Genomic DNA, 16095 nt, shown 5'->3' on the forward strand with positions numbered 1-16095 from the left:
AACTACGTTGTTTTCTTGCTGTTTAATCTGCACAGATGAAGATAACTGAATACCTTCAGTTTCATGATAAGGGGGCTGGTAAGGCTTGTCAAGTGATTTTTCGTAGCTCTCATGACTTAAAAAGCTGGATTCCAGCTTCACGCGATAAAATGACAAATTACTGTTAACTTATCTAGATAAAGAAAAAAAATCTTAATACTTAACATATTTTTCATAGTATACACCGTATGATTGATAAATAAAATAATGAATAGATTTACATAATGTTTGGAGGCTACTAATGGTTACCAATACTATTACTTTGAATTTTGAGATAGAAAAAGGCGAACCTATAGATCGATACTACTTTTCTGCACGTATAAAGCTAACAGATGAAAGCAAAAATCTTTTGCGTGAGAAGCTTGGCAGTACAATTCAATTTGATAACTTAGATGACCACTTCAATCTTAACCCTGAAAATTTTTACATCTCTTATAACCAATACGGTGGCAGAAATCAGCTAAATGTTAGAGATGATAGCAGTAGGTTTTTAACTTCGAACCTTCCTCTCAATCATAACGGATTTTCAATGGAACTGTCATCTAACAATGTGTCAAGCGCAGATTATGGTTTTTATCCTCTACATGCAATCTATAATCCAAATTATTATAATAAAGCAAAGGAAAAAGTATTTGAAGACCATGGTAAATTATTACCGACTGTATCGAACATACTAGATAAATTACTAAGCAATGCAAATAACTTGACCACACAAGATGTATTACAAAATGTATTCTCGCAATTACAAAAGGAAGCTGCCGAAGAAGCAGAAAAATTGGCAAGAGAAAGAAAAGAAGAAAGACAAAGGGAGGAAGAGTTAAATGAAAAGAACGAGGAATTAAAAGAACTTATAGAAAATGATGAGATTAAAATATTTAAAGTGATAAAGGGTCATGATATAGGCAATGGGTGTTCAGCAGTAATTTTACAACTTGATGGGGAGATAGTCCTTGATTCAAACAAATACTACATAGCAAAATATACACACCACCCAGAATGGGAAGGCGATGAATACTTGCATTTTGTTAGCCCTAGAGATGAGATGCTGGTTGATTATGAAAACTTATTTTTTGTGCTCAATCAAAGCTCTTACTCTGGTTTTGAAAGTGGGTTTTATTCAGCAGACAGAACTGATCCCTACAATTACGCTAAATATTCAAAAGAACCATATTTGAGTGGTGATCAGCTATCTGAAAAATTATCTAATGAGTTGGAGGAAGATAGTAATCAGGTAGATACTGAATTTACAATTGATGATGAGCAAGTAGACGAAGAAGTTGTGGTAGAGAGTGAAGCCAAGTCTGGGGAGAAAGGAACGGTTGATACTATACAGAAAGAAGAACCTAACCAAATGCAAGCAGATGATGGTAGTAGTTATGTTGAAGATCAACCAGCTTTGCGTGATGATATGGAAAAAACTCTGCAGGAAAAATTATATAAAGACGAAATACATAAACAAAATGATGAAAAAGCTAAACAAGATGCGGAAACAAAAAAGTTAACGACAAAAACTGAAAATCAAAATAGTAAGGTTGAAGAACAAGCAAAGCCAACAGAAAATGAACAAGAAGCTGTTATAACAAGTGTTATAGACAACATGAAGGATAATAAGGAAGAATCACCACATCCCTTAAAAATCAAGGCAGGTGAATCTATTGAAATGGGAAAATATAAGGTAGAATTGCAAGTTACGTATGATGATATAAAGAACTTCTACAATACTATACTTGGTAAATATCAAGCCAGTAAGGAATATAATCACGAACAGGCATCAGTTCTATATAATGGCATTATTATGCCAATTCATGGCCACTATAATGAAACATTTACTCTGCCTGAAGCATACGTTGCAGATGATCATTTATTCATCCAAGGTAAAGATTTTGGAACTTTGTATGATTTCAATGAAATGTTCTATAAAAGTGATGAGTTAATTTGATCAATATTAGCATAACAAATTAAATTTAATAAGTATTTTATTAAAAAATTAATTTTCAGGTGGTGTAAATTATTATATTATTAGATTGTATAGCTAATAATTTAAATAATTAATATGCCAAGATACGTTAAGAAATATATTAATAGTATTACTGAGTCTAATATATTAAAAGTTTATACTTCTGAAGATAACTCTCAAATTAAAGTATTTTTCAAAATTGCAAATGAAGAAATTGATAGAATTTTTTCAGGGCAAGAAGTAGTGAAATTTTTAAATCAAACTACCAATATAAGAGATCATGAAAACAAATCTGCCATTAGTAAAAATGTGAAACAAGGCATCATTAGAGATGTAGAAGGTATACATAGAGAGAATGGTAGATATGTATATAAAGCACCAATTTTATCACCTAGTAAACAATACAAAAAACTGTTTAAAAGTGAGAAAGCTATTCAATTTAATTTGAATGATTTTATGTCAGATAGCATATCAAAACTTGTACACTTAAAAGATAGATTTGAGGAAATTTTGGGTTTTGATCCTGAAGAGGGCCTATGTCATCCATTAAATTATTTTATTACTCTTTTAGAATTAAAGAATATGGGAGACTTTGCTGGATTTCTCAGGTCTGCTGATGTTGTACCTGAACAAGATTTTATAGATTATATTGATGGAAGAAAAGAACAAACAACTGAATTGTTGATGATGCAGATCTTGTTGCAATTCTTACCTATTCTTCATATTCAGAGCATTGAGAGACGTGAGGGAGATCAATTTTATGACAAGATAATATATGAACAAGAGTGTAATGATTTATCATCAACAGAAGTATGGGTTCATATTAATCAAGAAAAAGTCAAATGTGCTTTGGATAATGTAGAGATAGAATGCTACTTAGAATTTAATTTCTCCTGTTATGCTTGTAATAAAGGAGGTAGTGATGATGATGAGAATATTGCACATTCTATGTTGGTATATAAAGCAGAAAATGGTAAATACATATTTTTTGACCCTAATAGAGGAGCCGTTGGCTTTTGTCCTAATACAGGAGTTCTAATTTTACATCAGAGGAAATTTGTAGGGCAGTAGAACTGGCTGTAAATTTTTATTCATATAATATGTATATTGAAAATTCTCCAGACTATTGTGAGATTTACGTTATGCTTAGAAATGCAACATTAATGTTAAAGAAAGCTGAGGAACTTTATGAAACAACAGAAAGAACAAACTCAAAAATAATTGATATATCAGTTGATAACAATACTGGCAAATTGTTGCTTACACCTATAAATCTATAAATATGTACAATTGCTATAAAGATTTATGCATATGCCTTTATCTTTAAGATTGTTTACCAAGCATGAACATCAGCTCACCCCATTCTCTTTTACCAATATTGCTTTCTTCTCTAGTAACGCTTTCCCCTTTAATTAATTTGCGAATTATTTCTAGACCAGTTCTTGAAATACAAGCTGATTCTAGGCAATATTCAATAAAGGCATTGTAAGCCAATGGGACCCATTTTTTTATTATATCCAGCATAACTTCTGCATAAACTCTGATTTCATATTGGGCATGCTTATCAGCTCTAAGCTTCAAAAAATGAAGGAGGTTATGTAGATCTATTTTCCAATAAAATTGCGTGTAGTAATTAAGCGTTAGATTAGTCCGGGTAATTTCTCTTGCAAGCCCCTGCTCAATAAATTTCTCATAATGAGAATATACTAAATTAGAGTCATTTGTTAGAGAATCTATTATTTTCTTTGAGGTGTCCGGATCAAAAGCTTCACCGCTACCTTGTTTATTATTATCAGATTGTTTTGCAATCTGTTCTGGTTTTGGTATATAAAATTCATTGTCAAGTATTGAATATCTTGCCGAATATTCATTTACATTTGCAGTTCTATGCCTTATCCATTGCCTTGCAACAAAAACTGGAAGTTTCACGTGAAACTTAATTTCACACATTTCAAATGGAGTTGTATGATGATGTCTCATTAAATACTTTATAAGTGCTTCATCCTGACTTATCTGTTTTGTTCCCTTGCCATAAGAAACACGAGCAGCTTGAACTATAGCGCTATCAGAGCCCATATAATCCACTACTCGAATAAATCCATGGTCTAATACCTTATGTTCTTCATATAAAATTTCATCTATTTCTTTTACTGTGACTCGTTTGGTTGTTTCATTCATAGTATGTCCTCAAGATGAAATAGAGATATCAGCTCCACATGAATTGAGTTTTTCGTGCATTGCCTCATATCCTCTCCATAAATGATGCGAATTATTTATTGTAGTTTCTCCACTGGCTACCAAAGAAGCAAGTATCAAAGCTGCTGTTGACCTTAAATCAGTGGCACACAGATTAGCTCCAGATAAGCTTTTTATTCCATTTACAGTGGCTTTATTTTTCTCTATGCTGATATTAGCACCTAACTTTCTCAATTCATCTACATGTGCAAATCTGTTTTCAAAAATGTTCTCTTCAATTACTGATATCCCATCAGCGATGCACATTGCAGACATCAGTTGTGGTTGCATATCACTGGGAAAGTTGGGGTATGGATCTGTTGCAATGTTAGCAGACCTAATAGAGCAATTTTTTCTGAAAATCATAACCCCCTCATTATATAGTTCAACATTAGCCCCTATAGCCTTCAATTCATTCACAATACATCTTATATCAGATAGACTTATTCCTTCTAACTCCAACTTACCACCGGTTATTATAGCAGCTAGTGCATAGGTGCCTGCTTCTATGCGATCTGGTATTATTTTATGAACACATCCATTTAATGCTTCAACTCCTGTTATTGTGATCCTTGTATCACTAATCTCAATATTAGCACCCATTTTCTTTAGGAACTCTATTAAATCAAGAACTTCCGGCTCCGTTGCAGCATTGTTTATTATTGTCACTCCTTCTGCAAGTGTTGCTGCCATTATTACATTTTCTGTTGCACCAACACTTATTTTCTCAAGTATAACTTCTTTTCCTTGTAGCTTTCCTTTCATTGTTGCAATTATATTACAGCCTTCAACTTCAATTTTAGCTCCCATTTCTTCTAATGCTTTGATATGCATATCAACGGGACGCTTTCCGATATTGCATCCACCAGGAAAGACTGTTGTGATTTTACCAAATCTACTGAGAATTGGACCTAGCATTAAAAAAGATGCTCGCAGCTTACTTGCAGTTTCGTGTAACATTACATGATTGTTGATATTACTGCAATCAATTTCCAAAGTATGATTTGCTTTATAATCTTTATTGCGTGTAAAATTCACTTTCGCTCCAAGACTCTCAAGCAGCTTAGACATTAGATGCACATCAATTAAATCAGGCACATTATGCAAAATTACCGAGAAGCTACTCAATAGACTTGCTGCCATTATTGGTAAAACAGCATTTTTTGAGCCATTAATCTTGATTTTTCCGATCAGAGGTTTATGGTTACTACTTACTAATATTTTGTGCATTTAATTAAGCTATATCTTACCAAATAAGTATAGTAAATCGACAGTAAAAGGCAAATTACAGATAATATAGCTATCACAGATCATAATGTTCGTACATTTTAGCTATTCAGCAGCAAAATTGATTACACTTGTCCAAAGATGAGCGATGCATTAGTGCCACCAAAACCAAACGAATTAGAAAGAGCATATTGAATTTTATGCTCCTGAGCTTTAAACGGTACAAAATTTAAATCACATCCTTCTGAAGGTTTATGTAAATTTAAGGTTGGCGGAATAATTCCATTATTTAACGCAAGAATACTGAATATTGCTTCAACGCTCCCTGCAGCACCAAGTAAATGTCCTATAGAAGATTTAGTTGAAGAAACAGGTATTTTATAAACGTAGTCACCAAATAACTGTTTCATTGCTATTACTTCAATTTTATCTCCAAGTGGCGTTGAAGTTCCATGTGCATTAATATATCCTACTTGATTTGGATTAATTTGCGCACTTTTTAAGGCAAGCTGCATTGCCTTAAACGCACCTCTTCCTTCTGGATGTGGTGCTGTAATATGGTGCGCGTCTCCTGTGAGTCCGTACCCAACCAGTTCAGCATGTATTTTTGCCCCCCTTTTTTTTGCATGTTCGTATTCTTCCAGCACCAATATACCTGCTCCTTCACCCATAACAAAACCATCGCGTTCTGCATCCCATGGCCTTGAAGCTTCTTTCGGTTTATCATTGAATTTAGTTGATAATGCCTTCATAGACGCAAAACCTGCAATTCCAACTCTACACAGTGCACTTTCTGCTCCACCTGCAATCATAATATCCGCTTCACCAAGTTTTATAGTTCTTGCTGAATTTATGATTGCATGCGCACCTGTTGCACATGCGGTTACTGCTGAATCGTTTGGACCTGTAAATTCATATTTAATAGAAATATGGCCAGATATCAAATTTATTAGACTTGCAGGGACAAAAAATGGACTGACACGTCTGGGCCCTTTTTCCTGCATGGTAATAACATTTTCCTGAATTGATGGTAGACCACCTATACCAGAGCCAATAGTCACACCAACACGCTCCCGATTGATGTTTTGGCTTTCCAAAATTAATGAATCATCTACTGCCTGAATAGCCGCTGCAACACCATAATGGATAAAACGATCTGTCCTTTTTGAATCTTTCTCAGAAATATAACCTACAGGATTAAAGTAACTCTCAATGTTATCGGATTGCACAGGCACCTGCCCTGCAACCTTACAAGCAAGATCAGAAGAGTCAAATCTATCTGCATTAATTGCTTTTATGCCAGACTCACTTTTTATTAGCCTTGACCAAGTGTTATCAACATCTGCCGCTAGTGGAGTGATTAACCCGACACCAGTGACTACTATTCTTCTGCTCATTTAACACTAACTATTAGCCTTTTTTATTATTAATGTACTCAACTATTTGCTCCATAGTTTCCATTTTTTGTGTGTCTTCATCTGGAATTTCTATTCCGAACTCTTCTTCTGCTGCCATGATGATTTCAACTGCATCTAAACTGTCTGCACCATGCTCCGAAAGCTTTGAAGAGCTGTTGAATTTCTCTACATCCTTACTAATGTGCTCTAGTATAATCTTTTTCACTTTCTCTTCTATGTCTTCTCTAGTGCTCTTTGCTAGTTCGCTATTCACATTTCTTACCAAAAAAATAACCTATTCTTTGATGTTATAAAAAATTTTTATGTTTGCAATATCTTTTATAACTGGTAAACTACAGCAAAGTTTTCTACTGCCCTGGCTGGCTAGCGTTACGTGCTAAACAATTAACAATTCAAAAATGCTAGACGAAACAACAAAAAATTTGCTTATTGTAGAAGTAAATAAACTCTTACCAGAAAATAGCGAGAATAAGCTTATATCAGCTATGCGTTATATACTCCTTGCGCCTGCAAAACATATACGCTCCTTTTTAGTCGTAGCTTCATCACGAGTGTTTAACGCAGAAGCTAAAAAAGTAATATCAGTTGCTGCAGCAATTGAATTTGTTCATGCTTACTCTCTAATTCACGATGATTTACCATGCATGGACAACAGTGATACTCGCAGAAGCCAGCTAAGCTGCCATAAAAAATTTGATGAAGCAACAGCAGTGCTTGCCGGAGATGGACTACTTACTCTGGCTTTTGAGGTATTATCTTCGTTAAATGAGAAACGCTGTGAGATCATAAAAGTGCTCTCTCAAGCAATAGGAATTAAGGGAATGGTAGGAGGACAGGGTTTAGATATTGATGCAGATTTTAACAAAACAAAAGAAATTCATTTGATGAAAACCGCAAAACTATTTGCAGCTTCATGTGAAATAGGTGCTATAATAGGGGATGCTACAGATAAGCAACGTAAAGCATTATATAACTACGGGATAAACCTAGGGCTTATCTTTCAAGCTAAGGATGATATTGAAGATTACGAACAAGATAAAACAAATAATCTAATGTCTGTGCTTGGTAAAAGTGAAGTAGAGGACTATATAGACGCCCTCTTTAAACAAGGCTTGGATAATTTGAGTGCGCTTTCAGGGGATATTAATTATTTATATGATTTATTGAATCAAGTAAGGAAAGATGGTTAGAAAAATTATATTACAAATGCTTATTTCCATAGTAATGATTCTCACTTTAACCTCTACTTTTATGTTTACTATTGTCTATATAAATAAAGGTAAACCGGAAAAAAAGGACAAGCTTTATGAGATAAGTGCCACGCATGGTGGTTTGATACAGACAATAGCACATTATCTAGTGAAGCCAATACTTGAATCAGCACTCGATCGCTATATTGAAAAGCATGGGCTAACAGAATATTTAGAAGAAATGACGCAGCAAAAGGAAGAAGATTCGATAAATTTTTATGAAATTACTGAAGGCAGTGGCAGCAAGGCTTTCTGCGGCCTGGAAGTCCTACTGCAAATATATAAAATTTCTAATAATAACTTAACAACACCCCTTAGTAAAGTTTCTGATGTTACTTTGAAAATAGGTCAAGATGACCTAAAAGAAGTGGGTTTAGGGGTGATAGGTATGAAAGAAGGCGGAGAGCGTGTAGTTACTATTGCCAATGATAACAAAGTGAATTTTAATTCTTATTACGTCAAATTGATCGAAATAAAGGATAAATATCCCGACTCAGTGAATAATCTGATGGTTTTTAATGACTTAATTAACAAGACTGGAAAACAAGTAAGGTGCGGTGATGGGATATCAGTTAAATATAGCGTAAAGGAGCATAATGGGGAATATATAGTCAAAGATCAAATAGTGCAATTTAGGGTTGGCGATAAAAAAATACCACTTGCTATAGAGCTTGGAGTTGTGGGAATGAGAGCTGGTAATAAAAGAACTATTCTTTCTCCGCCTGACCTTTTGACTATTACTGACGATATGTTAATAAAAGACATAGATTATGATGAAGAAAATATCTCAATAATTGACTTAAGCTTAGATATTAAGCAAGAGGTTGCAGCGCACCATTCTACTGTTGAAAAACAGCCTAAAGAATATAGCTGAAATTTTAGGCTTACTGGCTGACCTTCTGAACACTCTCTATACTACTTAAAGTAGGCTTTTTGTTTTTCCTAAAGTATAAACTTAGACAAATCAAGCTGCTTCGAAATTGACTCAAGTTTATCTTTTACATACTTGCTGTCTATAATGAATTTTTCGCTATTTTTTTCAGAAGCAATGAAACTTATTTCATCTAAAAGCTTCTCCATGACAGTGTGAAGTCTTCTTGCACCTATATTTTCCACTTGCCTATTAACTGTAAACGCTATTTCAGCTATGGTTTTTATACCATCATCAGTGAACTCAAGCGTCACATTTTCTGTTTTCATTAAAGCTATGTACTGCTTTAACAAACTAGATTCTGGTTCCTTTAATATTCTTATTAAATCCTCTTGAGTAAGTGCCTTAAGTTCTACCCTGATCGGTAATCTGCCCTGTAATTCCGGTAAGAGGTAAGATGGTTTAGACTGATGAAAAGCACCAGATGCAATAAATAATATATAGTCTGTTTTTACATGGCCATACTTAGTTGTAACAGTTGTTCCTTCAAGTAGTGGTAACAGATCGCGTTGCACTCCTTCTCTGTTTACTTCAACCTTTACTTCTGTACGCGCTGCAATTTTGTCTATTTCATCTAAAAACACTATACCATCATTACTAACAAGATCAATGGCTTCTTTGATTATCTTATCTTCATCCATTAGCCTTTCACTTTCTTCATTAATTAATATTTCACGCGCTTCTTTTACCTTCACCGTAATAGTTTTTGTTTTTTTGCTCCCGTTAAACATCTTGCCCACTATTTCTGTTACATTCATCACACCAACTTGCCCACCTGGCATGCCTGGTATATCGAAAGTAGGTAACATACTCTTGCTTTCTCTGACGTTAATAGAAACTTCTCCGTCTTCAAACTCTTTATTCCTCAACCTTTCTCTAAAATTTCTTTTACTCTCTTCGGTTGCATTTTCGCCTACCATAGAGTTTACTATTGTTTTCTCAGCTAAAATTAAAGCCTTTTTAGCTAAGGCTTTACGGGCTTTCTCTTTAACTAAAACTATTGCTACATCAACTAAATCACGTATTATCGAATCAACGTCACGTCCAACGTATCCTATTTCAGTAAACTTCGTTGCCTCAATTTTTATGAACGGTGCACCGGCAAGTTTTGCTAAGCGGCGAGCTATTTCAGTTTTACCAACCCCTGTATGACCAATCATCAATATATTCTTAGGTATGATTTCATCGCGCAATGGAAATGGAACCTGATTGCGACGCCAACGATTTCTGAGCGCAATAGCCACAGCACGCTTTGCATCATCCTGTCCGATTATGAATCTATCTAATTCTTTAACTATCTTCTGTGGTGGCAGGTCATCTAACAAAACTTGAGTGCTGTGATTAACTTGAATATCACTGTCATTTGAATCAAAACCACTCTTAGTATCTTTATAGAGGTCATTTTTTTTATCATAGGTGTCACTACTACAAGACCGCTCTTCTGAAAGGGTTATAGGCTGATTGGAAAAATTAGTGCACAAAGTTTTTTGCTTGGAAGACATATCACTCCTCTATCTTTTCAATAACTACATTATGATTTGTATAAACGCATATATCGCCAGCTATCTTCATAGCCTTTTTTGCAATCTCTTCTATTGATATTCCTTTAATGTCAATTAAAGCTCTTGCTGCAGATAGAGCAAAATTTCCCCCAGAGCCAATAGCTGCGATTCCATCTTCAGGTTCAAGAACATCACCCGTTCCTGTAATTACCAATGAAATGGATTTATCTGCAACAATCATCATAGCTTCTAATTTCCTCAGATATTTATCCATTCTCCAGTCTTTTGCAAGTTCAACACATGCTCTCATTAAGTGCCCTGGGTGCTCGTCAAGTTTAGATTCTAGTCTTTCAAAGAGAGTAAATGCATCAGCTGTTGCTCCAGCAAAACCAGCAATTGCAATTACAGAATCACCAGAAAAAAGACGCCTAACTTTTTTTGCTCCAGATTTTATAACAGTGTGGCCCAGTGAAACCTGTCCATCACCTATTACTACTACGCTTTTATCTTTTCTAATTGACAGTATAGTAGTTCCATACATTTTATTGTTATCGTGTTGAATCATTTTTCTATCACTTTAAATAAGAATCTCATTATATTTTAATCTTTAGTCAAATTTGCTAAATATGTTTAATTATAGCTTATAATATAATACCTTCCTTATAACATTTAAAGTGTAGATGCAAAACATAATTCACCCAGATTTGGAAAAAAGTATAAATAATTGGTTTGAGGCAAAATTTAACTGCCTTACATTGCCATTTTATAGCTCTATAGATCTTAGAAACTCCAGCTACAAAATTGCCCCAGTGGACGCTAATTTATTTCCTGCAGGGTTCAACAATCTAAGTGAGACATCAAGAACAACAGCAGCAAAACTAATAAAAAGTTATTTTGAGACAAAACAACATAAAAAGACTCTTATAATACCGGAGAATTACACACGAAATAAAATGTATATAGAAAACGTATTTGTTATAGAGAAAGTACTGCAGCTTGCAGGTTTTGAAACTAGAATTGGCCTCTTTCACAACGAAGCATATAATTTAATAGAACCATATGAAACTATCGTGAAAGAAAACTCTCTGCTAAAGACAACTTCAGGATTTGTGCCTGATGTTATTATACTGAATCGTGATATGACGAGCCACATTCCAGACACGCTAAAAGACATAAAGCAAGATATAGTACCAAGTCCACTATACGGTTGGCATAGCAGGCAGAAATTTAAGTATTTTGAAATCTATCAAGAATTAGCGTCCGAATTTTGTAGCGAATTTAAAATGGACCCATGGCTTATTTCTGTGCTTACAGAAAGCTGTAATGAAGTTGACTTTAATGATGATTCATCACTAGGAGCAGTAGCAACTAAAGTTGACCAAATATTATCTCTAGTGCAAAAAAAATATGAGGAATATGAAATAAAAACACAACCTTACGTTTTTATCAAAGCAAGCAATGGCACATATGGGATGGGCATTATAACAGCAACAAGTGGAGAGGAAATATTAAATCTCAATAAAAAAAAGCGTCATAAAATGAAAAAGATAAAAGAAGGAATAGCAATCAATAGCGTCATTATACAAGAAGGTGTACCAACCATTGACATATTTAAAAGCAGTTCTGCAGAACCGCTAATATACTATATAGGAGATACCCCAACATGTTACTTATACCGATGTAATAGCAGGAAAGATGTATATTCTAGCTTGAATGCCACTGACTGTGAGTTTCATGATGTTAGCCAGGTTGTGGAAGGTAAAATTCTGTCACTTTGGAGTATTGTTGGCAAATTAGCAGTGCTAGCGTTGGCAGTAGAAATAAAATCTTTTCACCTCTAACCCTTACATTCCCACAGCGTTGCCATCGGGCAGATCATTACCATCATTACCGTGCTGAATATGGTTATGGCCAGCACTATCAAGTTCAGTGGAAGGATCATCATTGACAGGTTGTTGAAACAATTTTTCAAGCTGAACTGCCAGAAATACTGCACTATATATTATGCTAACTGTTACGCTTAAGTTGAAATTATAGATTATACCATTACCTAAGTTTATTGGTATGGTTGCAGTCTCCATTCTTTTTAATATGAAGTTTAACAAACCTAATGACAAAGTTAATGTGCTGATAATAAGGTCCTTCTTACACTTAGCAGACTTTTCAGGATCCTTATTATCTAGGTATTTTCTCCATGAATAATAGTAGCTTATAGGTTCCGAAATAAATAGAAATAGGATCGTTGATGTTAAGTGAATGTGACTTATTATGTCTGCATCACCCCTAGTAAAAAAATGGATGACTTTCAACATCATCAATGCTTCTATGATGCTGCTTGCAAAATTAGCCGATTTACCCACAACTTTTGCCAGCTCTTTTTTACTCTCAGGGTTTCTGTAATCCTTAATTAGATCCTGTAGAATAAAAGCAGAATGGGCAATATATAGAATAGATGTCGGAAACTTTACTAGTCGAGCAACATTCCGTATAAGAAAGATATTGGATCTATTATTGTCAATGAACTCGCAGCAAAATTGCAGTGAAATCTTACACAATAGGGCTGTTAAACCTGTTGTGATGCAGATTGCCTTCCTGAAATCATGATCATAAATATCATGCACCTTTTGTGCAAGTATATTAGATTTCTTTTTTAGCTTGTTTGGCATGAAATAGTTAATAAAATAATAACTACCTTTTACTCTATCACATAAAAGCCTTAAAGAAAAGCCCTACAAATCAGCTAAGCATTTTATAAACAAGGAATCAATACTGAGAGTTGGTACGCGAAAATAATATCCATCCTTGATAATTGCTTTATATTCTATATCAAGTTCAACTAGAGTTTCTGAATGGTCAGAAACAAAAGATATAGGTGATAAAATTACAGGTACACCATCAGCTTTTGTACGTGATAGCTCACTTTCAGTACTTGGCTCTAGCCATTTTACAGGACCAATCTTACTCTGATAACATATTGACCAATCTAAGTTATTGATAGCTAACTTTTCTACTATTAACTCTACGCTTCTTTCTACCTGTGAAGCGTAAGGGTCGCCTTTTTTAATAACGCTAAGGGGCAAGCTATGGGCTGAAAACAGGATTCTTGGCTTACCAATCCTGCTGGCTAATTTGTAGTACTTGGCTATCAAGTTAGCATGAGCCTCAATAAAGTCTTCATTGTCATAATAATGATGAATTATTTTTGTATTGCATTTTAGGCCATACTTTTTAGCATTTTTTTGCCAATTTTCGATGGATGACAAAGTTGTGGTAGTTGAATATTGAGGGTATAGTGGCAGCAAAATTACTTCATCAGGATCAAACTGTTTTACACTTTTAACAACTTCGTCAGCAAATGGATGCCAATAGCGCATGCAAATGAATACCTTGTGTACATGGTTTCTATCTTCATTTAATTTTAGTTCTAAAGCATCAGCTTGCGCTTTTGTATTATCCAAAATCGGCGATTTACCTCCAATTTCCTCGTATATTTTTCGTGCAGTGTTTTCTCGTTTCGCAGATATAAACTTTGCTAAAAGAAACCGAAAAGGGTTTGGTAGACTTATTATTCTTCTGTCATAAAAAAGGTTGAATAAAAAAGGACGGACCGCATTTAGTGAATCAGGTCCACCAAGGTTAAATAAAATGACAGCCTTTTTCACCTATGCACTACTTACAACAAGTTACTTCTGGGGTGCCTATAAAATTAGCTACACACTCATCAAATTTAGTTATAGGCACTAAATTTCTCACACTTGTATACAATAAATGGCCTGATTTCTGCAGGTTACTCTTGGTGGATGTGAAGCTCCAATCGAAAAATGTATCGACAAAAAGACTTGGTACCGTTTCAAGAAGTTCAACAGCAGCTAAAGATAACATTATACAACTTTGCAGGACCTTCAGAAGAGCCTTGAGGGGAAAAAATAAAACTTTAACGAAAAGAGAGGTGCTGTCATTTAGCAATTGCCCTGGATTAGGCGAATTATACTCGATGTGTTTTCTATTTTGATTAAAAATAGGAAATTTTATAGTATCCTTCTTAAATTCCGCGTCTATTTCTTCTCTACTATGGTTGGTGATTTTTTCCATTAACTTTTCACGTAGATTAAAAGTTCTCACAACGAAACATGTGGTGATCATTAAGGCAGCGCATACAAGTGCACATTGTATAAGACTTATACTGCCTACCATAACTGGCAGTGCAAAACAAACAAATGGTACTATAATCATCATCTCAAAAAATGGAATAGTGTTTCTTTTCATTGCAAAGGCAGCAGTATCTCTTAAAAACTTGTGTTGCTGGTTAAAAATTTTTTCTTTTTGCTCTATCTCTTGTGTAGCAAAATTGCTATCTGTATCCTCAGCAAGTGCAAGCTTGGAAGCCTGTATGTTGTTACATCTTTCAATATTTTCCTTTTGTTGTATATGAGCAGATGAAGTGCATTTACATATGCTATATTCCAAATAACTTAAAAAGGCTAAATTAAAAGTTAAAAACCCTTTTGTTCCACAAAAAATTGATGATTTCAAGTTATTGGCCAATTTTTTAGCAGTAGATTCAGCTTGTTTTTTAGTAGTAGGCTCAGCTTGTTTGGTAGTGTTGTTTTTACAACATTTACCCATACAATACCTCCTTGATGGTTTATCCTTAACTATAAATAAAAAACTACTTTTATCAAATCAAAATTTACAATAAAGTAAATCTATAAATATACTATTTTATATAAGGAAATAATATGGCAATTGAGAGAACACTTTCGATATTAAAACCTGATGCAGTAAAAAATAATATTACAGGCAAGATAAATTCATACATTGAAAGCTCTGAGCTCAAAATCATAGCACAAAAAATGATGCTGCTGACAAAAAAACAAGCAGAGCTGTTTTATGAAATTCATAAAGATAGGTCTTTTTTTGGGGAATTGGTAGAGTTTATGACTTCTGGTCCTGTGATAGTTCAAGTTTTAGTTGGTGAAAATGCAGTAAGTAAATACAGACAAATCATGGGAGCTACCGATCCAAAGCAGGCAGAGAAAGGTACAATCAGGGGTGATTTTGCTGATGACATTAGTGAAAATAGAGTTCACGGCTCGGATAGTCTAGAAAATGCTCGTAAGGAGATAGCTTTCTTTTTTGCTGAACGTGAGTTGGTGTAGTCAACTCAGATTTTCCTATATATAACTAAATTTTCTGGATCCTATGTCAAGCATATATCTGTACGAACGTTGTAATTGACAGGTGGCAAGTGGCATCATGCAAGTAGTTGACAACATAGAAACGAAAAAACTTACTTGACAAACCCCGCCAGCCCCCTTATCATGAAAGTGAAGCTATTTATTTATCTTCACAATCTCTGCAGTGGATTAATGACAAAAAAACTTAATGTATTTGGCGTAAATCATGCTTAATTTTTTGCACTATGTGCACCTCATGTCTTTATAAACACTTCTAGGTTTCTACCTATATAAGCTGAAACGCGCTTATAAAGCGTTTAAGACAGTAAAAGACGTCAAATAGACAAGGGAGAATTTGA

Annotated in this window: 17 protein-coding genes; 8 read left to right on the top strand and 9 right to left on the bottom strand. The window is 34.4% G+C overall.

Translation table 11 applies throughout. The features are described from left to right. Window positions 1–35 precede the first annotated feature (35 nt). From OZD70_RS05770 to OZD70_RS05785, 4 genes are all read left to right on the top strand, one after another. On the top strand, window positions 36–167 hold the full coding sequence (locus tag OZD70_RS05770) for a hypothetical protein (RefSeq protein WP_275021513.1): 132 nt from the start codon (window positions 36–38) through the stop codon (window positions 165–167). Window positions 168–280: 113 nt separating this feature from the next. Then, on the top strand, window positions 281–1978 hold the full coding sequence (locus OZD70_RS05775) for a hypothetical protein (RefSeq protein WP_275021538.1): 1698 nt from the start codon (window positions 281–283) through the stop codon (window positions 1976–1978). Window positions 1979–2092: 114 nt separating this feature from the next. Then, complete coding sequence (locus OZD70_RS05780; protein ID WP_275021540.1) at window positions 2093–3067, top strand: hypothetical protein; 975 nt, start codon at window positions 2093–2095, stop codon at window positions 3065–3067. 29 nt (window positions 3068–3096) lie between these two features. Then, a complete protein-coding gene (locus tag OZD70_RS05785) occupies window positions 3097–3276 on the top strand; it encodes a hypothetical protein (protein WP_275021542.1) in 180 nt (59 codons plus the stop codon). Between the two features lie 43 nt (window positions 3277–3319). Here the strand turns inward: OZD70_RS05785 and thyX are convergent, their stop codons facing one another. The 4 genes from thyX to acpP all read right to left on the bottom strand — a co-directional run bounded on the left by thyX (window position 3320) and on the right by acpP (window position 7129). Next, the gene (gene thyX / locus OZD70_RS05790) at window positions 3320–4174 is read right to left on the bottom strand and encodes an FAD-dependent thymidylate synthase (protein ID WP_275021544.1); all 855 of its coding nucleotides are present in this window, start codon (window positions 4172–4174) and stop codon (window positions 3320–3322) included. A 9-nt stretch (window positions 4175–4183) separates the two neighbouring features. Beyond that, window positions 4184–5461 carry a UDP-N-acetylglucosamine 1-carboxyvinyltransferase gene (gene murA / locus OZD70_RS05795; RefSeq protein ID WP_275021547.1) on the bottom strand — a complete coding sequence of 426 codons (1278 nt, stop codon included), beginning with the start codon at window positions 5459–5461 and terminating at the stop codon, window positions 4184–4186. 122 nt (window positions 5462–5583) lie between these two features. After that, the gene (gene fabF / locus OZD70_RS05800; RefSeq protein ID WP_275021549.1) at window positions 5584–6855 is read right to left on the bottom strand and encodes a beta-ketoacyl-ACP synthase II; all 1272 of its coding nucleotides are present in this window, start codon (window positions 6853–6855) and stop codon (window positions 5584–5586) included. Window positions 6856–6868: 13 nt separating this feature from the next. After that, the gene (gene acpP / locus OZD70_RS05805) at window positions 6869–7129 is read right to left on the bottom strand and encodes an acyl carrier protein (RefSeq protein ID WP_338062938.1); all 261 of its coding nucleotides are present in this window, start codon (window positions 7127–7129) and stop codon (window positions 6869–6871) included. Between the two features lie 145 nt (window positions 7130–7274). Between acpP and OZD70_RS05810 the strand changes: the two genes are divergently transcribed. Then, window positions 7275–8066 carry a polyprenyl synthetase family protein gene (locus OZD70_RS05810; protein WP_275021551.1) on the top strand — a complete coding sequence of 264 codons (792 nt, stop codon included), beginning with the start codon at window positions 7275–7277 and terminating at the stop codon, window positions 8064–8066. Continuing rightward, complete coding sequence (locus tag OZD70_RS05815) at window positions 8059–9000, top strand: FKBP-type peptidyl-prolyl cis-trans isomerase (protein ID WP_275021553.1); 942 nt, start codon at window positions 8059–8061, stop codon at window positions 8998–9000. The genes OZD70_RS05810 and OZD70_RS05815 overlap by 8 nt, the downstream gene beginning before the upstream one ends. A 68-nt stretch (window positions 9001–9068) precedes the next feature. On the opposite strand, the gene hslU is transcribed toward OZD70_RS05815, so the two are convergent. Next, entirely contained in the window at window positions 9069–10559 is a 1491-nt protein-coding gene (gene hslU, locus OZD70_RS05820; protein WP_275021554.1) for an ATP-dependent protease ATPase subunit HslU, read from the bottom strand. Between the two features lies 1 nt (window position 10560). After that, window positions 10561–11124 (bottom strand): ATP-dependent protease subunit HslV, encoded by a 564-nt coding sequence (gene hslV / locus OZD70_RS05825; RefSeq protein ID WP_182183810.1) that lies wholly within the window; start codon window positions 11122–11124, stop codon window positions 10561–10563. A gap of 115 nt (window positions 11125–11239) precedes the next feature. Between hslV and gshA the strand changes: the two genes are divergently transcribed. Beyond that, on the top strand, window positions 11240–12400 hold the full coding sequence (gshA, locus tag OZD70_RS05830; RefSeq protein WP_182183809.1) for a glutamate--cysteine ligase: 1161 nt from the start codon (window positions 11240–11242) through the stop codon (window positions 12398–12400). Between the two features lie 3 nt (window positions 12401–12403). Here the strand turns inward: gshA and OZD70_RS05835 are convergent, their stop codons facing one another. From OZD70_RS05835 to OZD70_RS05845, 3 genes are all read right to left on the bottom strand, one after another. Continuing rightward, a complete protein-coding gene (locus OZD70_RS05835; RefSeq protein WP_275021555.1) occupies window positions 12404–13225 on the bottom strand; it encodes a hypothetical protein in 822 nt (273 codons plus the stop codon). A gap of 63 nt (window positions 13226–13288) precedes the next feature. Continuing rightward, window positions 13289–14221: a ferrochelatase gene (gene hemH, locus OZD70_RS05840; protein ID WP_275021556.1), complete on the bottom strand. Its 933-nt coding sequence runs from the start codon at window positions 14219–14221 to the stop codon at window positions 13289–13291. Between the two features lie 7 nt (window positions 14222–14228). Beyond that, window positions 14229–15185, bottom strand: a complete 957-nt coding sequence (locus tag OZD70_RS05845; RefSeq protein ID WP_275021557.1) for a hypothetical protein — start codon at window positions 15183–15185, stop codon at window positions 14229–14231. 113 nt (window positions 15186–15298) lie between these two features. Here OZD70_RS05845 and ndk point away from each other — a divergent pair, with 113 nt between their 5' ends. Then, window positions 15299–15718: a nucleoside-diphosphate kinase gene (ndk, locus tag OZD70_RS05850; RefSeq protein ID WP_182183803.1), complete on the top strand. Its 420-nt coding sequence runs from the start codon at window positions 15299–15301 to the stop codon at window positions 15716–15718. Window positions 15719–16095: the final 377 nt, after the last annotated feature.

It is taken from the genome of Wolbachia endosymbiont of Drosophila tsacasi (assembly GCF_028982115.1).
GTDB lineage: Bacteria > Pseudomonadota > Alphaproteobacteria > Rickettsiales > Anaplasmataceae > Wolbachia > Wolbachia pipientis_B.